Genomic DNA, 25,713 nt, shown 5'->3' with positions numbered 1-25,713 from the left:
TAAGCGCAAAAAAACAAGCGGGGCTAAGTATTTCTCGAGCTGAGCCTCTTGCGGCCTGGGCGGGGGCGCGGGGCGAGTCAGACTGCTTGCCGCGGGCGGTGTCGGGATACGGGATGCAAGCACTCTGCTGTTTGAACCCGACGCTTGTGATTGGTCCGGGGGACCAATCACCGGGTGAGTTCAGAGTGCGCCCGTATCCCGACACCGCCAAGGGCACCGGTGCGCAGCACCGGCAAGCGGTCCGCCCCGCGCCCCCGCCCAGGCCGCAAGAGGCGTCTATCCTGAGACCAACCCCTACCCCACAACACAAAGGCGATACACAAAAAAAAACCGCCAACCCAAAGGCTGGCGGTTTCTGGCATGCAAGAGACTGGCTAAGATCAGTCAGCGCGGTAGTTAGGCGCTTCCTTGGTGATCTGCACATCATGCACGTGGGACTCACGTACACCCGCAGCCGTAATTTCCACGAACTCGGCCTTGGCGTGCAATTCCTCGATGGATTTGCAACCGCAGTAGCCCATGGAGGCACGGATGCCGCCAACCAATTGGTAAATAATGGCAATAACACTGCCCTTGTAAGGCACGCGGCCTTCAATACCTTCTGGAACCAGCTTGTCAGCGTTGTTCGAAGGATCCTGGAAGTAACGGTCAGCCGAACCATCGACCATGGCGCCCAAGCTACCCATACCGCGGTAGGACTTGTACGAACGGCCCTGGAACAGCACAACTTCACCAGGAGACTCTTCAGTACCAGCAAACATACCGCCCATCATGCAAGCGGAAGCGCCAGCGGCCAAAGCCTTGGACACGTCGCCGGAGAAGCGGATACCGCCGTCAGCGATCAGAGGTACGCCCGTACCTTCCAATGCCTTGGCAACGTCAGCAATCGCGGTGATTTGAGGAACACCCACACCGGCCACGATACGAGTCGTACAAATGGAGCCAGGGCCAATACCGACCTTGACGCAATCTGCACCGGCCTCGACCAGAGCGCGAGCGGCATCAGCGGTAGCAATGTTGCCGCCAATAACCTGAATGCGAGGGAAATTCTTCTTTACCCAGCGAACGCGTTCGATAACGCCACGGGAATGACCGTGGGCAGTGTCCACCACCACCACGTCCACACCGGCTGCAGCCAGTTTCTCGACACGTTCTTCAGTACCGTCACCCACACCAACTGCAGCGCCGACGCGCAGCTGACCGTGGCTGTCTTTGCTGGCCAGAGGGTGCTCGGTGTTTTTGACAATATCCTTAACCGTTGCCAGACCACGCAGCTGGAACTGATCGTTAACGATCAGCACGCGCTCCAGGCGGTGGCGGTGCATCAGGGCCTGAGCTTCGTCCAGCGTGGCGCCTTCGTGCATGGTGATCAGACGCTCTTGAGGCGTCATGACATCACGCAAAGGCAGATCCAGGCGGTCTTCAAAGCGCAGATCGCGGTTGGTAACAATACCCACCAACTTGCCGGCTTCAACCACAGGCAGACCGGAAATACCGTGTTGACGCTGCAGGTTGATGGCATCGCGCACCTTCATGGTGGGCGTCACAGTAACCGGATCGATCACGATACCGAACTCGTGACGCTTCACACGTGCAACTTCACGTGCTTGAGCATCCGCCGTCAGGTTCTTGTGGATGATCCCGATACCGCCTTCCTGTGCCATGGCAATAGCCAGGCGCGCTTCGGTTACCGTGTCCATGGCAGCCGAAACCAGCGGGATATTCAGGGTGATGTCCCGCGTAAAGCGGGTGAGCAAGGATGTATCGCGAGGCAGAACCTCGGAGTAAGCGGGAACCAACAACACATCGTCGAAGGTCAGTGCTTTCTTGATGAGACGCATGCTTTTATAACTCCGTCCAAAAATCGATTATACGCGTAAGCAATTACGCAATCCAGACCCGAGCGTTGCGAAACATCCGCATCCAGGGAGTAAATCCACCATTTGCCATCTGATCAGCCCCCTGATCGGCGGCGCCCCACTGCTCTGGCGTCCAGGACATCATGACGTTGCGCGTCACACGTTCCGGGTGAGGCATCATGATGGTGAAGCGGCCATCTGCCGTGGTGACACCGGTCAAACCGTAAGGGCTGCCGTTGGGGTTCAGCGGGTATTGTTCGGTGCGCTGACCGCGGTGATCCACAAAATGAACCGCAGCGGCTACCTTGGATGCATCGCCCTGACGCTGGAAGTTGGCAAAGCCTTCACCGTGAGCCACGGCTACTGGCAAGCGTGTCCCTTCCATGCCCTTGAAGAACAAGGATGGCGAAGCGGCGATTTCCACACTGGAGAAACGAGCCTCGTATTTTTCCGACTGGTTACGGGTAAAGCGTGGCCAGAATTCCGCACCCGGAATCATGGGAGCCAGGGCCGCCATCATCTGGCAACCATTACAAATACCCAGACCGAAGGTGTCGCTGCGGCCGAAGAAGGCAGCAAACTGATCGGACAACTGATTGTTGAAACGAATGGTCTTGGCCCAGCCTTCACCCGCGCCCAGAACGTCGCCGTAGCTGAAACCACCCACGGCCACCATGCCCTGCATGCCTTCCAGCGATGCGCGGCCCGACAGCAAGTCGGTCATGTGTACGTCGACTGCCTCGAAACCAGCGGTATCAAAAGCCCAGGCCATTTCGACCTGACTGTTGCAACCCTGTTCGCGCAAGATGGCAACGCGTGGGCGCTTACCGGTAGCGATGAAAGGAGCAGCAATGTCTTCCTGCGGGTTGAACATGACGCGCGGCGTGATACCGGGGTCTTGTACATCTTCCCAGCGGTCGAATTCAGCCTGTGCGCAAGCGGGGTTATCGCGACGCTCCATGATGCGGCGGCTAACTTCACTCCACTGTTGTGCCAGTTCCACACGTGGGGCTTGATAAATGCAAGCACCATCGCGGTAGAACTCGACCTGATCGGTCTTGTTCAGGCTACCAATCACGTGAGAGTGGGCCGACAAGCCTGCTTCACGCAGGGTTTGCATGACCTGGTCACGCTGAGCCAACGGCACCTGGATAACAGCACCGGCCTCTTCATTGAACAAGGCACGCAAGGTGATTTCGTCACGTTGCACAGACACTTGTTCGGCGCGAATCTTGAAGTCGCCCCAATCCGCTGCATGCGGATCAATGGTCAACATATCCAGATTCACGGACACGCCCGTGTGACCGGCAAAGGCCATTTCGGCCACGGTCGCGGCCAGACCACCGTCGGAACGGTCGTGGTAGGCCAGGATCAGATCCTGGTCAGCCAATTGGCGAATCACCTTCACAAAAGCCAGCATGGCTTCGGCGTCCTGCATATCGGGTACGGACTGGCCAACCTGATTGAAAGCATGAGCCAATACGGACGCACCCATGCGCTGCTTGCCTTGCCCCAGATCGATCAGGACCAGAGCGGTATCGCCCACATTGGTTTGCAGCTGAGGGGTCAGTGTGCGACGCACATCAGCCACTTGAGCAAAAGCGGTCACAACCAGGGAAACAGGTGAAATCACCTGACGGGATTCACCGTCCTGCTCCCAGCTGGTGCGCATGGACAGGGAGTCCTTGCCCACAGGAATGGACAGACCCAGGCTCTGGCACCACTGGCTGACAGCCTGAACAGTGTCGAACAAGGCGGCGTCCTGGCCATCTACGCCGCAAGCGGCCATCCAGTTGGCGGACAGTTTGACGTCTTTCAGGTCACGTACATCGCTGGCGACCAGGTTGGTCAGGGCTTCAGCCACAGCCATGCGGCCGGAGGCTGCAGCGTCAATCATGGCGCTGGGGCTACGCTCGCCCATGGACATGGCTTCACCACGCACGCCTTCAAAGTCAGCCAGGGTCACGGCGCAGTCGGCCACAGGCACTTGCCATGGGCCAACCATCTGATCGCGACTGCACAGGCCACCCACGCTACGGTCACCAATGCTGATCAGGAAAGTCTTGTTGGCCACGGTGGGGTGACGCAGCACCCGGTGCATGGCTTCGGTCAAAGGAATAACGGTCAGGTCCAGCTGTTCGGCCACGCCGTCCAGACGCTTGACGTCGCGTTCCATGCGTGGGGCTTTACCCAGAATCACATCCATAGGCACGTCAACAGGACGCTCCTCGATGCTCTTGGGGTTGTGCACTTCGTCCACACCGGGCAGACCTTCACCGAAAGTCACGCGCAATTGACGCTCTTCGGTAGCCACACCCACGACGGCAAAGGGGCAACGTTCGCGCTGAGCAATACGCTCGAAACGCGGCAAGTCCTTGGGCAGAATGGCCAGGACGTAACGCTCCTGGGATTCGTTGGACCAGATTTCAGCAGGCGACAGACCGGACTCTTCCAGAGGAACGCGAGTCAGTTCAAAAATCGCGCCACGCTCGGCATCGTTCACCAGTTCCGGGAACGCGTTGGACAGACCACCCGCCCCCACGTCGTGGATGGCAATAATGGGGTTGTTCTCGCCCTGCTGCCAGCAGCGGTCGATCACTTCCTGGGCACGGCGTTCCATTTCCGGGTTACCACGCTGCACGGAGTCAAAATCCAGTTCGGCACGGTTGGCACCCACACCCATACTGGAAGCGGCACCACCACCCATACCAATACGCATACCGGGACCACCCAGCTGAATCAGCAAGGCGCCCACTGGCAGAGGATCTTTGTGAGTCAGGCGATCATCAATCGAGCCCAGACCACCGGCAATCATGATGGGCTTGTGGTAGCCCCAACGCTGATCGCCAGCCGTTTGTTCAAAGGTACGGAAGTAACCCAGCAGGTTGGGACGACCAAATTCGTTATTGAAGGCGGCACCACCAATCGGGCCTTCAATCATGATGTCCAGCGGGCTGGCGATACGGTCAGGAATACCGTGGGAGTCTTTTTCCCAAGGCTCCATTTGTTCAGGGAAGCACAGATTGGACACGGTAAAGCCGGTCAAACCCGCTTTGGGCTTGGAACCACGGCCTGTTGCGCCCTCGTCACGAATCTCGCCACCGGCACCTGTCGATGCGCCGGGGAATGGCGCAATCGCAGTGGGGTGATTGTGGGTTTCCACTTTCATCAAGGTGTGAACCAGCGCTTCGTGGCGCTGATACACAGGCTCGTTGGCCTGATCGTTGATACCAGCGTGGAACAGAGTGGCTGGGCCGCCCGTCATGATGGCCGCGTTATCCGCATAGGCCACCACGGTATTTTCTGGTTGAGCCGCGTGGGTTTCGCGAATCATGCCAAACAAGGTCTTGCCCTGGTTTTGGCCGTCAATTACCCACTGTGCGTTAAAAATCTTGTGACGGCAGTGTTCGCTATTGGCTTGCGCGAACATCATCAGCTCCACATCGTGCGGGTTACGACCCAGACGTGTGAACGCCTCCATCAGGTATTCAATTTCATCCTCGGACAGCGCCAGGCCCATTTCCTCGTTGGCCTGCTTCAAGGTTGCCACGCCACCGCCCAGAACATCCACGGTCTGGATAGGCTTGCCTTCCAGTTGAGTGAACAGCTCCTGACCGTCAAACTCCAGACCGACCACGGTTTCGGTCATCCGGTCGTGCAGCAAGGCAGCCAGTTGCTCCAGCTGAGCCTGATCCAGTTCCTTGGCACCCAGCAAGCCACGCTTGGGGGTAATGATGTAGCGCACGCCACGCTCGATACGGCGTACCGCTTGCAAACCACAGTTATGGGCGATGTCAGTCGCTTTACTAGCCCAGGGCGACACGGTACCCAAACGAGGGATGACTCGCAGAACCAAGGCGCCTTTGGGCGGCTGAGGGTCCAGCGCAGGCAGACCATCGTCCAGCAGATCGCTGAGGTGCTGACGCGCACTGGCATCCAGGCCGGACTCTTCAGTCCAGACATAGTATTCGTGCAAGGCAAGAATGTCGGCAACAGGCAGTTGACGCTGCTCGACACGCTCTAGCAAACGCTCACGACGAAATGCGGAGAGCACGGACGAACCGGGGAAGTACAGGATTTGGCTCACGATACGGGAGGGGCAAAAAAGGTGGGAGAAATAGAAAACACGCCATTTTAACCGGAAGCGACACAAGAGGTCACATCGGTAAATGGCGTGCACAAAAAGGGAAAATTCAGTTCAAACAAAGGGGCCGCAAGCAGGGCTGGAGACACAGCAAACCCGGCAAGCTCGACAAGACGTCTTGAGGGGCCGGAGCGATTGGCGCCCCGTAATCTCCAATACGGACCCGGTACGGCGTTCAAATCGGGCTGTCTCCATCCAGATCAGGGGCTGGCGCAGGCTCGGGATAGGACACTTCCAGAATATCCAGCTCTTCCTTGCCGGCTGGGGTACGCAACACCACGGTGTCGCCTTCACGCGCCTTGATCAGGGCACGGGCTACCGGCGAAATCCAGCTGATGCGGCCTTGCAAGGGTTCGGCCTCGTCCACACCCACGATGGTGATGGTGAATTCTTCGCCCTGGCTGTCGCTATAAACAACAGTTGCACCAAAAAACACCTGATCGGGGTTGGGCTGCAAACCGGGATCGACCACTTCGGCAATTTCCAGACGCCTGGTCAGAAAGCGGATACGGCGGTCAATTTCCCGCAGGCGCTTTTTACCGTACAGATAATCGCCGTTCTCGGAGCGGTCACCATTGGAGGCGGCCCACGAGACGATCTGCACGACCTCGGGACGTTCCTTGTTCATTAAATGGGTCAGCTCGCCACGCAAACGGCGATAACCCAGGACCGTCATGTAATTCTTGGTGCCACTGGGCAACGCACTGGCTGGGGAATCCAGATCGTCATCGTCGTCCTGATCGGACTCTTTCACAAAGGCTTTATTCATAGTTTTCAAGGCTCCTGCTAGAGCCACTCCTGCCAAACGGGTTTCAATCCCGAGGGCAAAGGCGGCAGACCGCCCAAATCAACACGCCCTTCGCTGGGACCATGAAAATCCGAACCACAGGACACTTCAAAACCATAGCTGCGTGCCACCTGGGTATACACGCTGTATTCCTGCGGAGTGTGACTGCCCGTCAGCACTTCAATACCTACGCCGCCCAGTTCCAAAAACTGGGTGTACAAGGCATGGCTGCGGGTGCCATCCAATTCGTAACGTCCGGGGTGGGCAATAATCGCCTTGCCGCCGGATTCACGTATCCAGCCCACCGCCTCTTCCAGGCTGGCCCAGACAGTTTCCACGGCGGCAGGCTTGCCATCCGCCAGATAGCGGCGAAAGGCCTCATTCATATCGGCGCAATAGCCTTGCTGGACCAGAAACCGTGCGAAGTGAGTGCGGCTAATCAGTTCCGGGTTGGCCGCAAACGGGACTGCGCCTTCATAAGCATTGGGAAAGCCCAGATTTTCCAAGCGTTCACCCATTTGACGGGCGCGCTGCTCGCGACCAGCACGCACATCATGCAGCGCCTGTTGCAAGGCAGGATGATCCGGGTCCACGCCCAGGCCCACAATATGGATGGTCTTGTTCGCCCAGGTAACGGAGATTTCTACCCCGTCCACAAAGCACATGCCCAGATCCTCGGCATATTGCCGGGCCAGTTTCAGGCCACCAATTTCGTCATGATCTGTCAGGGCCCACAGTTTCACACCGTTAGCATGCGCACGCGCGGCGAGTTCCGCGGGGCTAAGCACACCATCTGAATAAATGGAATGGCAATGCAAATCAACGGGCAAGCAGGCCTGAACACTCATAAGGGGCTATCCAGCAAGAAAGTAGTCGATGTGGTCGATTTGCTCGGCATTACGCAGCATGGGCGCATGCCCCACATTGGGAATGGTCACCAGCTGCGAGTTGGGATTGCGTTGCAACATTTCCTGGGCCGCTTCCGGTTTCAGAAGGTCGGACTCCTGGCCGCGCACGATCAGAACCTTGTCCGGCAAGCCTTCATAGGCTCCCCACAACAAAGCCTGTGCCGCTTGCAAATCCACATCCGCCTGCTGAGCAAAGGCTTGCGACAGGCGCAAATCATAATGGCGACGCCATTTGCCTTCGTGCTCCACAAATACGTGGCGGGACATATCGGCCCACTCTTGGGCAGAATGCTCCCCGAAGGAAGCCGAGACGGAACGCACATACTCCACCGCCTGCTCGAAGGTATCAAACAGCACGGACTGACCGACGTATTCGCTGATGCGTTGCAGACCTGTCATATCCAGCGCAGGGCCTACATCATTCAGAACCACACGGCCCAAAGGCAGTTGCAAGGGTTCGGCACCCAGACCTGGGCCGGGGCGAGCCGGGCGTAGCAAGGCGGACATGGCTTGGGCACCTTGCAAGCCCAAGGCAATCAAACCGCCCATGGAGGTACCCACCCAATCCAGCCGTGCTGGCTGCAAACGGGCAATCAGCACCAGCATGTCGGCAACATATTGAGGGATGGCGTAAGCGGCCGGATCAATCAGCCAATCAGAGCGGCCACGTCCAACAATATCAGGGGCGACCACACGGTAGCGTTTGGACAGGCGCTGGGCCAATCGATCAAAATCCCGACCTGTACGCGTCAAACCATGCACGCACATCAAGACCTGGTCGTTACTTGGATCGCCCCACTCCCAGTACGCCATGCGGTGCGTGCCGGAGGCACTGGCACACATAACCCAATTAAGGCGCGGCTCCTGAAGATCAGTTGTCATGAACGCTCAGACCAGAATTTGACAGATAAAGGACTATTGTAGCCCAGCCCGAGGGCTTTACTGTGCCGTTTCTGTCCTGCCCTCAGGGTGATGCCGGGGACTGCCAGTAACGGGCGTGGCGGTCCCGCTCGCCAAAGTAATACAAGGCCGAAGGACGCGACTCCACGGTCAGAGCGCCCCATTGATCGGTACGCAGAAACAAAGCGCCGGAGCGCTCCCAACGAGTTTGCACCTGCGCATATGGATGACCAAAGCGGTTCCACCATCCCAGTTGAGCAATCGCCAGCCCAGCTTGCACGTGTTTCACAAAATGCGCCCCCGAAGAGGTCCGGGAACCGTGATGCCCGACCACCACCACATCGATAGGGCCCAAACCTGCCGCCACAATGGCTTGCTCCTGCGCCACACCCGCATCGCCCAAGAGCAAGGCGCTGTGTCGGGCTCCTTGAATCTCCAGCACACAGCTGATGGCGTTTTTATCTTCCTCGTTGCCATAGGCGGCCTTGAAGCTGGCCTCGTCCGCTGGGGGCCACCAGAACCGGAAACGTACACCGTCCATCTCCCAGCTCACATCCTGCTCGCAACGCAGGGCCTGTTCCGGGCGCACAGTGGAGCCAGCGGGTACGCCTAGTAAACGTTCCTCCCGATTCAAATGAGCATCCAGATCAAAGCTGCTATAGGAGCGGCTAACCGGCACCGCCTGCAATACGCTGCGCGTCCCACCCACATGGTCCATATCGGCATGAGACAGCACTAAAGTATCGATCCGCCCTATTCCCTTGGCTTTCAACCAGGGGGCAATGCTGCGCTTGCCCTCATCAGAGTCAGGCCCGTAGCGGTTTCCCACATCAAATACCAGCGCCTGACTGCGAGTACGCAGCACCACCGCACTACCTTGACCTATATCCAGGACAAACAAGTCCCAATCCCCTTCCTGCAATAAAGAGGGTCGTAAAGCCAAGGCAGGCACCAGCAGAGACAGGCCACTCAAACGGGACACAAAACCTTTGGGCAAGAGCAGTAACAAGACGCCCAATAAAGCCAACACTGTCCAGGCCCAGTGCTGAGCAGGCACGGGCACGCTGGCAAGACTACGCTCTGCCAACCAGACTGTAGGCTGCATGGTGAAGTCCAATACAGCATGAGCAAGATAAGCGACAGACTCGCACCAGACCGACGGAGCCTCCAATGCCGCCAAAATCAGCAAGAGCAACACCAGAGGTGTCACAACCGAACCGATCAAGGTGATGGCGTACGCATTCGCGGGCAAGGAGGCCAAGGATATTTCATGGAACAAGGGAGCCAATGCGGGCAATAAGGCCAAGGTAATCAGCACCTGCAACTGAGTCGCAAACCAGACCCGGCGCCTCCAGCGCTGCCACCAAGTCCCCGACTGCGGCACCTGCCCCATCAATGAGCCAAAGGCGAACAGGACCGAGACAGCAGCGAAAGAAAGATAAAAGCCGGTCGTCAGCCCCGCCCATGGATCATGCAAAACCACACACAGAGCGGCAATCAGTAAAGTCCGGCTGGCTCCCAAATGCAAACCCCGAATACGGCAGATACCCAGCACCAGCAACATCAAAAAAGTACGCTGAGCAGGAACGCCCCAACCTGCAATCACGCAGTAAGCGCCCGCCCCGGCAATACCTACCCAGGTCGCGGCGACCTGGGCGGGAATCTGCTCGGCCAATACCCAGCGCCCCCAGCGGATACGTCGCCAGCACCAGGACACCAAGGCAGCCAACAACACGGCCAGAAACGTAACGTGCGTTCCGCTGATGGACACCAAGTGTGTCAGTCCACTGCGATTGAAAATCAGCCAATCCGCTGCGGTGATACTGGCCTGATCGCCCAAGGACAAAGCCAGCATCACCCCGCCCCAGCGTCGTTCTTGTACGTAGGGCATCAAGACACTGCGCAAATGATGGCGCAGGCGCTCCGTCCATGTGGACCAGAACTGCGCCGGATTGAAGTCCACTTGTTGCGGCTGCCCCCGCACACTGCCTACAGCCCGCCAGCCTTGGATGATGGCATGGCGCTCTGCATCAAAACCATGCGGATTACGAGCCCCTTGAGGCGGGCGCACTAATAAGGACATACGCCAGCGCTGACCGGGCATCAGCTCGGGGAAGCTTTGCACAGACGGCTCACGATACAAGGAGCGATGACCTTGAGCTGCATTCCAGCGAACCAGAATCTGCTCGGGCAAGCCAGGCGGCTGGGAGCTCAAGACTCTTGCCTGAAACTGTCTGTAGTTCGGCCCGGCTTGTACCAAGGACTGGATTTCCAGTTCTACCCGGCTGACTTTATTGATGTCAGTTGCTGGGACGGACTGAGCAAGCCGGTCCTGTATATGCCAAACGCTGTAGCCCGCTCCCAAGCTGGCAAAGACCAGGACATAGGCAAAAGAAAAACGCTGGGCTAGCAAGATGCTTAAAAAAGCAGCACCCAGCCACGGCCAAACAGGCAGAGCCAGATAAGAAGGCTTCAGGAAATGGGTGAATGTTGCTGCAGCCACAAAAGCGGCTAAACATGCACGCCCTATCATGGGCTCTGCCCTGCCATCGCGACCTCCACGCAAATCTATAGCGTAGAGTTCAGGGCTGATTCAAAGAATTAGCAAAAGGACGCTTTGCTCACATCGGCTTATACCAATAGGCAAAAAACTCCTCTTACCTGACAGATAGACCAGGTGCAAAAGCCCAGAAAAAAACAGCAAAGGGAAGAAAAAGGTAGTTGCGCTGCAGTCGTAGTCACAGAGTTGGCGCGAGCAGCGTGCCCTAAATAAAAACAACGATAGAGTCGGGAAATAATGAGACTAAGGAAGAGACAAGACGCGGTATAGCGAAATTACAGAAGATGGAACAGGTGGACGAGCAAGCACGGAGTCAGCCCCAAACACCTCAAACTACAAAAAAGCAGTCCCGACAAGCTCAAAAAATCTGAACCCTAGCTAATACCCCTGGCCAGACAAAAACGCATCCAACCTTGGCAAGACTCGTCGCGCCGTGGCACCGGTCTGGCTAATGACATCAGCCACTTCCATCCCCCGCAGCTCCGCAAGACTCTCCGCGACTCCCTTCACTTCAGCCGGTTCATTGCGAACCGAGGCCAGCGGTGTTCCCGGCTCTACCAGCCAGGAGGGCGCCAAATCCGGTGCATCGGTCTCCAGCACAATATCGGCCAGGCTCATCTCCTGCGCCAGCCTGCGAATCTGCTTGGCTCGGCCAAAGGTCATGGCCCCGCCAAAACCCAGCGCACAGCCCTGACGCACAAACATCTGCGCCTGCTGCTCGCTACCGTTAAAAGCATGGGCGATTCCGCCGACTCCCGGAAACTGCCGCAGATATTTCAATACCCGATCCTGAGAGCGACGCACATGCAGCAGCACAGGCAAATCATAGCGTTGCGCCATGGCCAATTGGGCTTCATACAGCCATTCCTGATGACGGCTGGCTTCTTCGGTTTTCAGCTCCGGCACAAAGTAATCCAAACCGATTTCACCCAGGGCGACAAAGCGCGGATCATCCAGGCGCAGTTGAATTTCCTGCTCCAGGGCTTCCAGATCTGCGGCCCCCGCTTTGGGCGTAAACACGGGGTGAATACCCAGCGCATACGCACCGCCAGGTGCTGCCATGGCGCTCTCGCGGGCTGCTTGAAAGTCGAACACACCGACGGACGGCACCACAATCGAACGTACACCCGCCGCGCGGGCGCGCTCAATGACCTGCTCTCGGTCTTGAGCAAATTCGGGAGCATCCAGATGACAGTGCGTATCGATTAGCATAGCGAGACTCCCCACAAGCACCCGTCCACAAAAAGAAAGGGCGCGGTATAGCGGACCGCGCCCCTGCTTGTTTTTAGGACCGGCGCTCGGTCCTGATTTCCTGGGTCAGATAGCCCTTGTCCATAACCAGCTGACGATGGGCCAAGGAGGCCAATGCCTGGTCATGAGTCACAATAACAAACGCCGTACCGAACTCTTCATTAACCCGGCCCAGCAATTCAAACATGCCTTCAGCGGTGTAACGGTCCAGATTACCCGTAGGCTCGTCTGCCAGTACGCAGGCAGGTCGCGTAACCAAAGCACGTGCCAAGGCCACCCGCTGACGCTCGCCCCCGGACAACTGGCCCGGATAGTGATGCACTCGCTGCGACAAACCCACTTGTTCCAGAACCTGCTGAGCCTGCTCACGCGCCTCTGCACGCTTCATGCGACGCACGATCAAGGGCATGGCCACATTGTCCAGCGCATCAAACTCGGGCAACAAATGGTGGAACTGGTACACAAAGCCCAGCACCTTGTTGCGCAGCTGACTGCGCTCGCTTTCATTCAGGCTTTCCGTCTGGGTGCCATTGACCTCGATGCTGCCAGTATTAGGCTTGTCCAGCAGGCCCAAAGCATGCAGCAAGGTACTTTTCCCCGAGCCGGAAGCACCAATAATGGCTACCATCTCGCCACGACACACTTCCAGATTCACCCCGGAAAGCACTTGAATGCTGTTGCCGCCTTCCTCGTAGTGGACGCTGACATCGCGCGCGCGCAGCACGGTTGGAGCGATAAGATCAGTCATGACGCAGCACCTGTGCAGGTTGAAGCTTGGAAGCACGCCAGCTTGGGTACAGCGTGGCCAGGAAGGACAGAACCAGCGAAACAATGGCGATCAGCACAATGTCGTAGACCTGCGGATTGGAAGGCAGTTCGCTGATGAAGTAAATCTGCTGAGGCAGGAATTTACGGCCCATCAGATTCTCAATAAAGGGCACGATCACGTCGATATTGTAGGCAATCAGGGTGCCCAAACCGACGCCCAGCAAGGTACCCACGACGCCGATCAAAGCGCCTTGCACCAGGAAAATACGGGCAATCTCACTGGGGGTGGCACCAATCGTACGCAAGATCGCAATGTCCGACTGCTTGTCTTTTACCGCCATCACCAGGGAGGACAGCAAGTTGAAAGCGGCCACGGCCACAATCAGCGCCAGGATCAGGAACATCATGCGTTTTTCTGTTTGCACAGCGGCAAACCAGGTGCGGTTATTGGCCGTCCAGTCCGACACCAGCACGTTACGCGGCATTTTGTTGGCCAATTCCTGGGCCACCATGGGAGCCTGCTGCATATCTTTAATACGCAGTCGAACCCCACTATTACCGCTGTCACGGAAAATCTTGGACGCATCGTCCACGTTTACAAAAGCCAGGCTGGCATCGTATTCGTAATAGCCGGAGGAAAACACGCCGGTTACCGTGAACTGGCGCATGCGCGGCGAAAAGCCAGCGGGCGAGATCGAGCCTTGCGGAGCCATCAGCATGATCGTGTCGCCAGTGCTGACGCGCAATTGATTCGCCAACTGCTCGCCCAGCACGATACCGAAGGTGCCAGGGCGCAGGTTTTCCAGTCGACCCATGACCATTTGCTGGGCCAGTTCGGACACCTTGGTTTCCTGATCAGGCTCAATGCCGCGTACCTGCACACCCATCAATTGATTGCTGCGCACCAGCATGCCCTGCCCGGCCACATAGGGAGCCGAGCCCACCACCGCCGGATTGGTCTGCGCCTTTTGAGCCAGTGTTTTCCATTCATTCAAGACTTGCTGATGGTCTGCATTGCGCACAATCAGCTCAATATGCGGCAAGACCGACAGCATGCGGTCACGCACCTGGGTCTGAAAACCGTTCATGACAGACAGCACGACAATCAGCGCGGCTACCCCCAGGGCAATCCCCGCCATCGAGCTGCCCGCAATAAAGGAGACGAAACGGTCTTTTCGTCCCCCACGCCGTTTGCGGCCCTTGGCCAGGCCGGCATACCGCGCCCCAATCCAAAATTCGTATCCCATGCGAGCTGCTATCGCCTCAAAGAAAACACTACAATCGCTGTCATGCAGATCGTAATCAACGGTGCGCTGCCGGAACCGGCCATCGCGCGCGAACTCATTAAACACTTGCCCCAGACGGCCCCTTCTCTGGTTCAGTTACTGACTCAGGGCAAAGGCACGCTGTCGGTACGTGACCCGTCCGAGGACCTGTGCACGCCAGCACAATCCTGGCTTTTGCACGCCCATGGCTTTACGGCGCACCAAGCCCAGCATCTTAGCGCAGGTCTGGCCCCTTTGCGGCTACGCCAGTTGAAACAAATCCACTCGGTGGCACCGGACCAGGCGGTCTGGCTGGCAGAGCTGGTTCACATCGCCCCCTCTCGCGAAGGCGCCATGTTGATACCGGCTGAACAACTGGCCTTGTCCGAGTCCTACAGCCGTGCCTTGCTGGACGCCGTTCGCCCTTATCTGGACGACACCGGCTTTCAGTTCGAGTACATCAGCCCGGCCTTGTGGCGTGTTACTCCACCGGCTGATTTTACGGTGCAAGCAGCCTCCACAGAACTGGTCAGCCAAAGCAATTTGAATAATTGGTGGACGCAGGATGTGCAAACCCGCCCCTGGCGTCGCCTGATCAATGAATTTCAAATGCTGGCCTTTGCGCTGCCGGACAATCAGGAGCGCGAACAGGCGGGCCTGCCCAATGTGAACAGCTTATGGCTGTTTGGCGGGGCTTCCAGTCAGCAATTAGGCCCCGAGCCTGCCGAACTGCGCATTATTGATGATTTGCAAGACAGCCTGATACGACAAGACTGGGGGCTTTGGCTGCAACAATTGGCCGAGCTGGATCGTACCGTGCTCGCCCCCCTGGCCGCAGGGCCCATGCCAGAACTGGTGCTGACCGGCCTGGACCGCTACGCTCACGTCGGTCCCGCCTCGCGCCGTATCTGGCCCCTGTCCCTGTTCAAACAAACCTCTAACTGGAGTCAGTGGTGGTCACCCCTATCCTGAAAAACCGTCCCGCTCAAGAAGCCGCCAGCCACGCCCTGAAACAGGCCGGGATTCACGACTTAATGGCCCGTTTGCTGGCCTCTCGGGGTGTAACTGACGCCGCCCAGATCGATCCGGCCTGGCGCAACATGATTCCGCCCAATATGCTGACCCAGGCACGTGAAGCCGCCGTTTTGCTGGCCGATGCCATTGCCCGCCGGGATCGCATGCTGATCATTGCCGACTACGACTGTGATGGCGCTACCGCCTGTGCCGTCGGTCTGCGCGCACTGCGCAGCATGGGCGCAGTGGTGGACTTTCTGGTTCCGAACCGTTTTGAAACGGGCTACGGCCTGTCGCCTGCCGTGGTCGAACTGGCTGAGCAACACCCGTCGGGCAAGCCGGATCTGCTGATTACCGTGGATAACGGCATTGCCAGTATTGATGGCGTAGAAGCCGCCCATATGGCGGGCATGAAGGTTCTGGTCACAGACCACCACTTGCCTGGTGATGAGTTGCCTGATGCTCTGGCCATTGTGAACCCCAACCAGCCCGGCTGTGAATTCCCCTCCAAGAACCTGGCCGGTGTAGGCGTTATTTTTTACCTGATGCTGGCTTTGCGTGCCGAGCTGCGCCAGCGCGGGGTGTACGAAGCCAATGCAGGCCCACGCCTGAACGAGCTGGCCGATCTGGTCGCCCTGGGTACCGTGGCCGACGTGGTCAGCCTGGATGCCAATAACCGCCTGATCGTTACCCAAGGGCTGGAGCGCATGCGCAAGGGCCAGATGCAGGCCGGGCTGCGCGCCCTGTTCCAGGTTGCTGGTCGCGATCCCCGTCAGGCCAGTGCCTTTGATCTGGGTTTTGCCTTGGGCCCACGCATCAACGCCGCTGGTCGACTGGCCGATATGGCTTTGGGCATACGCTGCCTGATCACGGACGACGAGGACGAAGCCGCGAATCTGGCCCGCGAACTGGAAGACATGAACCAGGATCGCCGCTCGATTGAGCAGTCCATGCGTGAAGAGGCGCTACGCGCGGCCGAGTTGGCCGAGCCGGATACCAGCGCCACGGTGTGCGTATTCCACCCGGAATGGCACCAGGGCGTGGTCGGCCTGGTCGCCTCGCGTCTGAAAGAAAAATACTGGCGCCCCACCCTGGCGTTTGCCCAAGGTGACGAAGGCGAGATCAAAGGTTCGGGCCGCTCCATCCCCGACGTACACCTGCGCGATGCGCTGGACCTGGTGTCCAAACGCTATCCCGGTCTGATTCTGAAGTTTGGTGGCCACGCCATGGCGGCCGGCCTGACGATCGAAGAAGACAATTACGACGTGTTCGTACAGGCCTTCGAGGAAGCTGTGCAGGAACTGACAGGCCGCTATCAGTTTGATCCCATCATCGAAACCGACGGTTCGCTGGAGCCCGAGCACATCAATATTACGGTGGCCGGGCTGCTGCAAAAACAGGTCTGGGGCGCAGGCTTCCCAGCCCCTGTTTTCCGCGACAATTTCTTCGTGCGCCAACAACGTCTGCTCAAGAACAAGCATTTGAAGTTGAGCCTGGAACGCAACGGCGAATACTTCGACGCAATCTGGTTCAACCGCGATACCTTGCTGCCAGAAAATATCGAAGCCGCCTATCGCCTGGATCAGAACGAGTGGAATGGGAACGTCAGCGTGCAGTTCATTATTGAGTTTGCACAGGGGCAGGATTAAGACGCAACCCACAGCAAAAGAGGCGATTGACCATCATCATGTCAAACATTACACTCGCCTAAAAACCTGGGCGTTCTGCCTGTTTCGTAAGCGTTTACGTCAATCAACGCGTCACTTGATATTGCCCTATCAAAGGGCAATATCACTGCGCAAAGTTGATTTATGTCTCCAAACGCTTCCGATATTCCCCGCTCCCCCTTCTTTCTGCCTCCCGCCGCCCGCAGCGCTATTCTGATCTGCTTTTGCTTCGGATTCGCGGACGGTGTGATCCTGCCGTTTCTGGCTATCTGGGCCGAACAATCCGCACAAATTCCAGTCAGTTTTGTAGGCCCACTGCTTGCCTGCTATTCAGCAGGTGAACTGCTGGCAACGCCCATACTGGGCGGTGCTGCCGACCGCTATGGACGCCGTCGAGTTCTGATCTACTCCTTGTCCGGTGTAGGCCTGGGCTTTTTGATTCTGCCTTTTTGCAGCGGAGTCGTCGCTATTGCCGCCGCCCTGCTCTTTATTGGCATTTGCGAGTGTGTCCTTCATCCCACTGTCTCCACGCTGATCGCTGATGTCATGCCGCCACAGCACCTCCGACAGGCATTTTCGCTGGCCCGCAGCGCCTCCAGTGTCGGACGAGTGTTAGGCCCGATGACGGGCGCTCTCATCGCCTCACACCGTTTGGGATGGGTGTTTTTTGCGGCTGCCAGTTTGCTCCTGGCCGGAGCATTGCTGGCCATTTTCAAAGTACCGGAAACGCGTCCAGAGCTGCCGCAGGACCAAGAAGAGGCCGAACCTGGTCTGGCCGGAATACTGCCTGCATTTCGCGATAGTCGCCTGGCCCTCTTGCTGCTTTGCCTGTTCTGCATCGAGATTTGCTCGGGCTGGATGCCCGCCGTGCTCCCCCTGTTCTCCAAAGACACCGGCATTTTGAGTGTGTCGCAGATCGGGTGGTTGTTCACCTACAGCGCCGCGGTGGTCGCCGTTTTGCAAATCTCTACGGCACAAAAACTGTCCCGCATACGCAGTGAGGTCCTGGTCTGGTGGAGCACCTCGGCCCTAGCAGCCGCTTTCGCAGCCATTCTTTTCATAGGGAATCTGACAGGTCTGATTATTGGCGTCACCTTGCTGGCGATCAACCAGATGATCCTGGGGCCTTTGGTACCCGCCACAGTCGGCGTTCTGGCCCCGACTCATCAGCGTGCGACCTATATGGCCGCAGCCTCGGTGACCAATGACCTGAAGGACACGGTTGGCCCCGCAATCGGAACACTGGTCTACGGAGTCTCTCCCAGACTCCCATGGCTGGCTGGAATTCCGCTGGTTCTGATGGCCGGATTTGCCTTGGCACGCCGCATGCGGGTACTTGAACGCTCGGACTAATCAGCCCTTCTTTGCACCGGATGGTGTTGGCAAGGTAGCCAACACCAAACCCGCCAAAGCCAGGATGAAGGCGTAGACATGCACGGTGGTGAAGCTCTCGCCCAGCACCAGCACACCCACCGCCGCCGTGCCTAAAGGCATCAAGACCATAAAGACGGCCGCTTGCGAGGCGGGCACGGAGCGCACGCCCGTCATCCACAGCCAGACCGTCCAGACACTGGCGGCCAAGGAGTAAAACACCAGCAAAGGCCAGATCCAGCCTGCCGGGGCTGTGAAGTCGAAATCCCAGGCAGCGTACAAACCTAGTGGTGTAATCAGGGCCAAGCTACACAGATTGATAATCGCGCTGATGCGCTTGGGGCTAAGCACGGCGGTCAGGCGCTTGCCTATGACGGCGTAGGCCGATTCGCACAAGACCGCACAAAAGATCAATGCATTGCCCAGCCACATCTTCCCTGGGTCCAATTGATCCACACCGTGATCATCAGCCTGCACCAAGGCCAGCAAGGCAATCCCCCCCATGCCCAAGGCCAAAGACGCCCACGTGCGTGGGCCTATGCTTTCTTTCAGAAAGTACCAGCTGAACAAGGCCACCATGCCGGGAATGGCGGACAAAATAACGCCTGCAGAAACAGCGCTGGTCATGCTGATGCCTGTCACCATGCACAGGGTGAACATGAAATTACCCAGGAAGGATTCCAGAAAAATCAGGCCACGGGTACGCAGGTCCAGTGCGGGTTCCGTCGCGGGTTTGCGCAGCCAGCGCAGCATGGCAATCCCGCCAATGCCAAAGCGCAGCCAGGCCAGCAAGAACACCGGTAGCGCCGCGACCAAAGGCCGCGTCAAGGCGATATAACTGCCCACCAAGGACATGGACAAGGCCAAACAGGCGTATGCCGCCAAACGTGATCCCGCTCTATTCACCCACCCTCTCCTAATACACACATTTGCAAGGCAGCTAATCAAAATACCATGGCGGCCAGGGTCTACAATACGCCCGAGCTCGGCCTTCCAGGATAAAAACATGGCCTGCCATGTTGTCCGTTTCGCTCACCACTGCCTGTACCCCTGACCTTACCCAGATCTGCCTGTACGGCCCCGTGTTGCCAGCGCTTTATCCCACCCCATCGGAAAGTCGTGTCGCCAGCCCTTAAGCAGGTCTGCGACGGACGGCCGTGACAATCCGGCCCGACCCATGCTGCTCCCCGTAACAGACTAATCCGCACCGTGCCGGCCTACCGGCCAGCCGTGCTCCTTGAAGGATATTTCATCATGCAGGCTATCGCCCGCCTGAGCCGTTTTGTTGGCAATACCTTTGCCATCTGGGTTCTACTGTTTGCCGTTCTGGCCTATTACTTCCCCGACCACTATCGCTGGTTAGGCGCCTATATTGTTCCACTTCTGGGCATCATCATGTTCGGTATGGGGCTGACTTTGTCGCGCCAGGACTTTGCCGAAGTGTTTGTACGCCCTGGCCGTGTGGCCATTGGTGTGCTGGGACAATTCATCATCATGCCCGGTCTGGCCTGGTTCCTGACCTACGCCTTCTCCCTGCCCCCCGAGCTGGCTATTGGCGTGATTCTGGTGGGCTGCTGCCCCGGTGGCACCTCGTCCAACGTGATGACCTTTCTGGCCCGTGGTGACCTGGCCCTGTCGGTTGCCATTACCTCGGTGACCACCTTGCTGGCCCCCGTCGTCACCCCCGCCCTGATTTACTTCCTGGCCAGCCAATGGCTGGAAGTCAGCGCCTCGGCCATGTTCTGGTCCATTGTTCAGGTGGTGATTCTGCCGATTGCCCTGGGAATTATTGTGCAGTCCCTGATGGGCGAAAAAGTCAAAGCCGGTGTGGCGGCCCTGCCCCTGGTGTCTGTCGTGGCCATTGTGGCTATCGTGGCCGCTGTGGTGGCCGGTAACCAGGCCAAAATTGCGACCAGCGGCTTGCTGGTGTTCTCGGTCGTGGTCGTGCATAACACCCTGGGCTACATCCTGGGCTATGTGCTGGCACGTTTGAGCGGCATGCCTTTGGCACAGCGCAAAACGCTGGCGATTGAAGTGGGCATGCAAAACTCCGGTCTGGGCGTAGCTCTGGCCAGCGCTCACTTCTCGCCACTGGCCGCCGTACCCAGCGCGATTTTCAGCGTCTGGCACAATATTTCCGGTCCTTTGGTCGCGACGATTTTCCGTCGCATGGGCGATGGCAAGCAATAAACATTTGCCACGCCCAGGGACTTGAACCCGAGTCCAAAAAATAAAAAGGGACGCTCTACCGGGCGTCCCTTTTTGTATCTGGAGCAGGGTCTGATACCAAGTATTCTCAAGCCTCAACTCTTACGCGAGGACACATAAATCCCGCCCACAATCAGCAGGAAAGCCGCGCCGTGGTAGAGCTTGGGAGTATCGCCCAGAATAAAAACGGACATCAAAGCCGCAAATACGGGCATCAGATTCACGAAGAATCCGGCCGTCGCCGCACCCACCCGTTGGACAGCCACGCCCCAGCACCGCAAGGCAATCAGTGCCGGGCCTGTCCCAACATACAGAATCGCCAGCAACAAGCCCCAGGACCAGTCGATATGCCAATCGGTGAACTTCCACTCCATGGCTGCGAAGGCGCCGGACCAGATCAAGCCAAAGAACACCTGCGCCATCACCACGGTGGCCCAGGTTTCCGCAATGACGCCCTCATGGCGGCGCGTACTGAGCATCCAGCTATAAATTGCCCAGGCAATGGTGGCGATCACCATATAGACGTCACCCGGCACAAAACGGAAAGCGATCAGCTCGTGCCAATCCGCACGCGTCAACACCAGCACCACACCCAGCAAGGACATCAAGCCTCCCACCAGCTGACGTCCATTAACGGTGGATTTGAAGAACAAACGGCCAATGACCAGCATCCAGAACGGCAAGCTGGCATTGACCAGCGTCACGTTGATGGGGGAAGAGCTTTGCAGTGCCAGGTATTGCAAAGCGTTATAGATCCCTATGCCCAGCAAACCCAGAATCGAGTAGCGTTTCCAGTTGGTCCACAAATTACTGCCGCGTCGCAGCACCTGCCGCCCCACAAAGAGCAAGATGGTGAACGCCACCAGCCAACGGAAAAAGTTCAGGGTAATGGGCGGAACCTGATCATGAATCAGGCGCCCCACAATGGCGTTACTTGCCCACAAAATCGTGGGTAAAACCAGTAAAGCAGTCGTGCCGGGGGTCAGTTTCTGAGTGCTCACAAGCATGTCCTAAAAAACGGCAACGGCGCATGTGATCCCTCCTCAGGTCAACTTTGCGCCGTTACGATTGGCCTAGTATATAGGCAAGCATGCCCTGCCCTCTACGCCTTTACCTGCCTGCTTGTGACGATGTGAACTGGTCAATCTTTGACCAATCCATAAATATTATTTATAATCATACAATTGTCACGTCATGGCGCTGATTGAATTTTATTGGCCCATCCCATCCACGCTCGTCTGGCTTTAGCAACATCAGATGCAGCTATCCAGGGTAAATCGACCTTGAAACACCCCCACTTTTGGGAATAAAGCTTGACCCGCTCAAGCGCCCCAAGTGCATTACTTGGCACCACAACCAGCACTCTTAACCGCAAGGGCCTGCCCCGCGCGCCGTTATGCAGGTCTACGTTCCTGGCAAGTATTCGTGTTTTTGCCCGTTTTTCAGGTAGGCAGACCTTGTCTGCCCCGGCTGGATCCCCCCATGAACGGCGGGCGTGTTTTCAATTTGATCAACCCGACCCTGTCCGGAACCGAACACTCCTGACAGACACAGATTCATCCCGATTTTTATGGGCCTAGTGCAACGCTGGACTCCAGACACCGCTTGTCCGGTTTGTCGGTCTGCCTTGTTACTAAGCCCGTCCCCGTCCCGCCCAGCAGGGCCAGACGGGAATTATTATTTTTAAAGGAGTCCCGATTTATGGCCAAAGAAGAGCTACTTGAAATGCAAGGTTCCGTCACCGAAATCCTGCCTGACTCGCGCTTTCGTGTCACCCTGGACAACGGTCACGCGGTTATCGCCTACACCGGCGGCAAGATGCGCAAGCACCACATCCGTATTCTGGCTGGCGACAGCGTCACCCTGGAAATGTCGCCCTACGACCTGAGCAAGGGTCGCATTATTTTCCGCCACCTGCCCAAGCGTATTGGCGCGCCGACCTCTGCCCCTCGTCGCACCCCCCACCGCCGTTAAGACATATCGCCACACCCCTGTCACAATTAGATGCAAAGATAGGCGCGCCTGACAGGGGTGCGACAAGAGCCATCAGCGCTCGGGCGCACCCCACATTTTGTGGGAGTCGCCTTGAAAAAATTACTGACGCTCAAAACCGGCTTCATCGCCTATTTTGCAATTCTGAGCCTGTTTCTAGTCCTGATGCTGATTGCCCTGCAACATTTGAGCAGCAGCATCGAACAACGCAAGCATCTGGAAGCCCAGCGCCATCAAACGACGGCGCTTAGCAAAGACTTCAAACGCATCAGCGAATTGCTCAGCCGTCAGGCCATCGCGTTTGTCTCCAGCGAACAAATCGAATTTCAGGAAAACTTCCGCCACCTCCTGGCGGTGTTTACCGGTGCCCAGCCGGATCAGGACGGCGTCACTCTGGCGATGCTAGACCGTTTCAGGGATCTGGAACTGGAGCCAGCTGAGCAGGATCTGCTGCGCTCTGCCTATGAGCAGACTCTGGCACTGAGCCAGGTTCAGTCCGAAGCCATTCAAACCGCCAGCGGCCAGTTTGAAGATGGCACCGGCGCTATCCGCATTGCCCTGCCCAATGCCCTGATGGCCAAAGTGCTGGTGTTCAGCCAGCAATACATTCAAGCCTCCACCCAAATCACGAACACGCTGGATCAGTTCGAGCATCAGTTCAGCGAACGCCTGGACAGCTCTCTGGATCTGGCTGGCCGCAGCAGCGATCGTGCATTCAGCCTGGCTCTGGCAGCGCTAGCCCTGTTCTTTATGGCCAGCACCATTGCCCTGCGCCTCTTGTATCGCTCCATCAAGCAGCCATTGGATCAAGGGGCGAATCTGGCCAAGGAACTGGCCCAGGGCAAGCTCAATGCCCAGCTCAGCGTGCGCCGCCATGATGAGTTCGGGACTTTGCTGACCGCACTCAATGGTATCGGCCAGGGCGTACAAACCGTGGTGCATCAAATCCGCGAACAAACCGGCCTGATACGCGACGGATCACACGCGATTGTCTTGGGCAGTCAAAACCTGAGCGAACAAATTCTGGATCAGTCCACCGAGCTGAATCAGACCGTCAAGGCCATGAACCAAGTGGCCGATACCGTGCGCCAGAATGCGGAGCAAGCGCAAACCGCCGATCATCTGGCGCAAGACGCCTCCAGCCAGGTGGCTCAAGGCAATCAGGCCCTGCACAGCCTGCTCGATACCATCAACGCGATTGCCGACAGTTCCAACAAAATGAGCGAGATCACCAAGCTGATCCGCAGCATTGCCTTCCAGACCAATATCCTGGCTCTGAATGCCGCCGTGGAAGCCGCCCGCGCCGGCGTCCATGGTCATGGCTTTGCAGTTGTTGCCGCCGAAGTGCGTAACCTGGCCTTACGCTCCACCGACGCCCTGCAACAGATTTCAACCCTGATTTCCAGCTCCGTCGAACAAACCGAGCAAAGCTCGGCCGCCGCACGCGGCATGGCGCAGGTCATGGCCAGCACACAACACAAGGTCAATGAAATGCGCAGCATTGTGGCCGATATTGCCCAGGCCTCCCAGAAGCAGGCAACACACATCGAATACGTGAACCAGGTCATGACGCGTCTGGACCAACAAGGCCAGTCCAACCGCCTCTTGCTTGAACACAGCGCCCACACGGCTCAGGAGCAGTTGGAGCAAACCACCTTGCTGGCCCAGGTCGTGGCGCATTTCAGCCTGGATAGCGAGCCTTCCGAAGCCGATGTTCCCGCCCTGCCCGCCGTCTCGAAGCGGCCTTCTTACCGATCTGCGTCCACCTATCGCACCGCCACGTGCACAATGTCCGGTTCCTGAGCGGCCAATACGTGCCATAGACCTCCGATAAGGGTAAAATCGGAAGTTTGCCGCGCGCCGCCTTGCTGGCTGGCGCGGATGGCCCTCAAATATAGGAAAGCCGCTGAATCATGGAATCGGAACGACTTAATCAACTGGAAGCCCGCCTTGCCGATTATTCGGAGCGGGAAAATGCCTTACGGAGGTATCTTTGACTACGATGACAAAGCTCATCGTTTGCACGTAGTCAATGCCGAACTGGAGGACCCCAACGTCTGGGACAACCCTCAACACGCTCAGGATCTGGGCCGCGAAAAGAAAAGTCTGGAGAATGTGGTGCATGTGCTGGACGCCTTGCACACGGGCTTGAAGGATTCGCAGGACCTGTTTGAGCTTGCCGCGATGGACGATGACGATGACACCATCGCCGCCATCGAAGAAGATTGTGCCGCCATGGCCAGCCGTATTGAAGAGCTGGAATTCCGCCGCATGTTCTCCAACCCTGCCGACCCGCTGAATTGCTTTATGGATATTCAGGCTGGTGCGGGTGGTACCGAAGCTCAGGACTGGGCCTCCATGCTGCTGCGCATGTATGTGCGCTATGCCGAACACAAGGGCTTCAAGGCTGAAATCCTGGAACAGTCTGACGGTGACGTTGCCGGTATCAAATCGGCCACCATCAAGATTGAAGGCGATTACGCCTACGGCTTTTTGCGCACTGAAACCGGCGTGCATCGTCTGGTTCGCAAAAGCCCTTTCGACTCATCCAATGGCCGCCACACCTCGTTCACCAGCGTGTTCGTCTACCCGGAAATCGACGATTCCTTTGAAGTGGAAATCAATCCGGCCGACTTGCGTATCGACACCTACCGCGCCAGTGGTGCCGGTGGTCAGCACATTAACAAAACCGACTCGGCCGTTCGTATTACGCACGAACCCAGCGGCATTGTGGTGCAGTGTCAGAACGACCGCTCGCAGCACCGTAACCGTGCTGAAGCCATGCAGATGCTGAAGTCCCGCCTGTACGAGCTGGAAATGCGTAACCGCATGGCCGAGCAGCAGAAACTGGAAGACTCCAAGAGCGATGTGGGTTGGGGCCACCAGATCCGTTCCTACGTGCTGGACCAAAGCCGCATCAAGGACTTGCGTACCAACTACGAAAGCTCCAATACCCAGAAAATTCTGGATGGCGACCTGGATGCCTTTATTCAAGCCAGCCTGAAACAAGGTATTTAAA

18 protein-coding genes are annotated in these 25,713 nt (G+C 57.6%); 7 read left to right on the top strand and 11 right to left on the bottom strand.

From position 1 onward, the window contains the following. Positions 1-380: 380 nt before the first annotated feature. The 9 genes from guaB to DUD43_RS08115 form a co-directional block, all read right to left on the bottom strand. Complete coding sequence (guaB, locus tag DUD43_RS08155) at positions 381-1,841, bottom strand: IMP dehydrogenase (RefSeq protein WP_009457979.1); 1,461 nt, start codon at positions 1,839-1,841, stop codon at positions 381-383. Between the two features lie 43 nt (positions 1,842-1,884). Further along, positions 1,885-5,946, bottom strand: a complete 4,062-nt coding sequence (gene purL / locus DUD43_RS08150) for a phosphoribosylformylglycinamidine synthase (protein WP_153229887.1) — start codon at positions 5,944-5,946, stop codon at positions 1,885-1,887. Positions 5,947-6,178: 232 nt separating this feature from the next. After that, complete coding sequence (gene greB / locus DUD43_RS08145) at positions 6,179-6,772, bottom strand: transcription elongation factor GreB (protein ID WP_153229886.1); 594 nt, start codon at positions 6,770-6,772, stop codon at positions 6,179-6,181. A gap of 17 nt (positions 6,773-6,789) precedes the next feature. Further along, positions 6,790-7,638, bottom strand: a complete 849-nt coding sequence (locus DUD43_RS08140; protein WP_153229885.1) for a 3',5'-nucleoside bisphosphate phosphatase — start codon at positions 7,636-7,638, stop codon at positions 6,790-6,792. A gap of 6 nt (positions 7,639-7,644) precedes the next feature. Beyond that, positions 7,645-8,541 carry an alpha/beta fold hydrolase gene (locus DUD43_RS08135; protein ID WP_153231578.1) on the bottom strand — a complete coding sequence of 299 codons (897 nt, stop codon included), beginning with the start codon at positions 8,539-8,541 and terminating at the stop codon, positions 7,645-7,647. Positions 8,542-8,662: 121 nt separating this feature from the next. Next, positions 8,663-11,131, bottom strand: coding sequence for a DNA internalization-related competence protein ComEC/Rec2 (locus tag DUD43_RS08130; protein ID WP_153229884.1), 2,469 nt, complete (start codon positions 11,129-11,131; stop codon positions 8,663-8,665). A 405-nt stretch (positions 11,132-11,536) separates the two neighbouring features. After that, a complete protein-coding gene (locus DUD43_RS08125; RefSeq protein ID WP_153229883.1) occupies positions 11,537-12,370 on the bottom strand; it encodes a TatD family hydrolase in 834 nt (277 codons plus the stop codon). 73 nt (positions 12,371-12,443) lie between these two features. Next, positions 12,444-13,157 carry an ABC transporter ATP-binding protein gene (locus tag DUD43_RS08120; RefSeq protein ID WP_153229882.1) on the bottom strand — a complete coding sequence of 238 codons (714 nt, stop codon included), beginning with the start codon at positions 13,155-13,157 and terminating at the stop codon, positions 12,444-12,446. Then, positions 13,150-14,424, bottom strand: coding sequence for a lipoprotein-releasing ABC transporter permease subunit (locus DUD43_RS08115; protein ID WP_153229881.1), 1,275 nt, complete (start codon positions 14,422-14,424; stop codon positions 13,150-13,152). The genes DUD43_RS08120 and DUD43_RS08115 overlap by 8 nt, the downstream gene beginning before the upstream one ends. Positions 14,425-14,466: 42 nt before the next feature. Here DUD43_RS08115 and DUD43_RS08110 point away from each other — a divergent pair, with 42 nt between their 5' ends. From DUD43_RS08110 to DUD43_RS08100, 3 genes are all read left to right on the top strand, one after another. Further along, positions 14,467-15,414, top strand: a complete 948-nt coding sequence (locus tag DUD43_RS08110; RefSeq protein ID WP_153229880.1) for a hypothetical protein — start codon at positions 14,467-14,469, stop codon at positions 15,412-15,414. Further along, positions 15,396-17,105 (top strand): single-stranded-DNA-specific exonuclease RecJ, encoded by a 1,710-nt coding sequence (gene recJ / locus DUD43_RS08105; protein WP_153229879.1) that lies wholly within the window; start codon positions 15,396-15,398, stop codon positions 17,103-17,105. Before DUD43_RS08110 ends, recJ begins: the two co-directional genes overlap by 19 nt. A gap of 162 nt (positions 17,106-17,267) precedes the next feature. Then, a complete protein-coding gene (locus DUD43_RS08100) occupies positions 17,268-18,476 on the top strand; it encodes an MFS transporter (protein ID WP_153229878.1) in 1,209 nt (402 codons plus the stop codon). Here DUD43_RS08100 and DUD43_RS08095 read toward each other — a convergent pair whose 3' ends face one another. Continuing rightward, a complete protein-coding gene (locus tag DUD43_RS08095) occupies positions 18,477-19,400 on the bottom strand; it encodes a DMT family transporter (protein ID WP_153229877.1) in 924 nt (307 codons plus the stop codon). 348 nt (positions 19,401-19,748) lie between these two features. On the opposite strand from DUD43_RS08095, the gene DUD43_RS08090 reads away from it, so the two are divergent. Further along, on the top strand, positions 19,749-20,684 hold the full coding sequence (locus tag DUD43_RS08090) for a bile acid:sodium symporter family protein (RefSeq protein WP_153229876.1): 936 nt from the start codon (positions 19,749-19,751) through the stop codon (positions 20,682-20,684). A gap of 113 nt (positions 20,685-20,797) precedes the next feature. Here the strand turns inward: DUD43_RS08090 and DUD43_RS08085 are convergent, their stop codons facing one another. Continuing rightward, complete coding sequence (locus DUD43_RS08085; RefSeq protein WP_063692471.1) at positions 20,798-21,709, bottom strand: DMT family transporter; 912 nt, start codon at positions 21,707-21,709, stop codon at positions 20,798-20,800. Between the two features lie 694 nt (positions 21,710-22,403). Here DUD43_RS08085 and infA point away from each other — a divergent pair. From infA to prfB, 3 genes are all read left to right on the top strand, one after another. Continuing rightward, positions 22,404-22,676 carry a translation initiation factor IF-1 gene (gene infA / locus DUD43_RS08080; protein ID WP_009458008.1) on the top strand — a complete coding sequence of 91 codons (273 nt, stop codon included), beginning with the start codon at positions 22,404-22,406 and terminating at the stop codon, positions 22,674-22,676. Between the two features lie 111 nt (positions 22,677-22,787). Continuing rightward, positions 22,788-24,497 carry a methyl-accepting chemotaxis protein gene (locus DUD43_RS08075; RefSeq protein WP_153229875.1) on the top strand — a complete coding sequence of 570 codons (1,710 nt, stop codon included), beginning with the start codon at positions 22,788-22,790 and terminating at the stop codon, positions 24,495-24,497. 110 nt (positions 24,498-24,607) lie between these two features. Beyond that, positions 24,608-25,712 (top strand): peptide chain release factor 2 gene (gene prfB, locus DUD43_RS08070; protein WP_153229874.1). Its coding sequence is split into 2 segments (ribosomal slippage): positions 24,608-24,688 and positions 24,690-25,712, totalling 1,104 coding nucleotides; the frame shifts between segments, so codons are not numbered across the junction. Position 25,713: the final 1 nt, after the last annotated feature.

Origin of the sequence: Alcaligenes faecalis (assembly GCF_009497775.1) — a bacterium.
Taxonomy (GTDB): domain Bacteria; phylum Pseudomonadota; class Gammaproteobacteria; order Burkholderiales; family Burkholderiaceae_B; genus Alcaligenes; species Alcaligenes faecalis_D.
The sequence above is the reverse complement of the archived record's forward strand: the minus strand, read 5'-3'. Positions and strand labels throughout refer to the sequence as shown.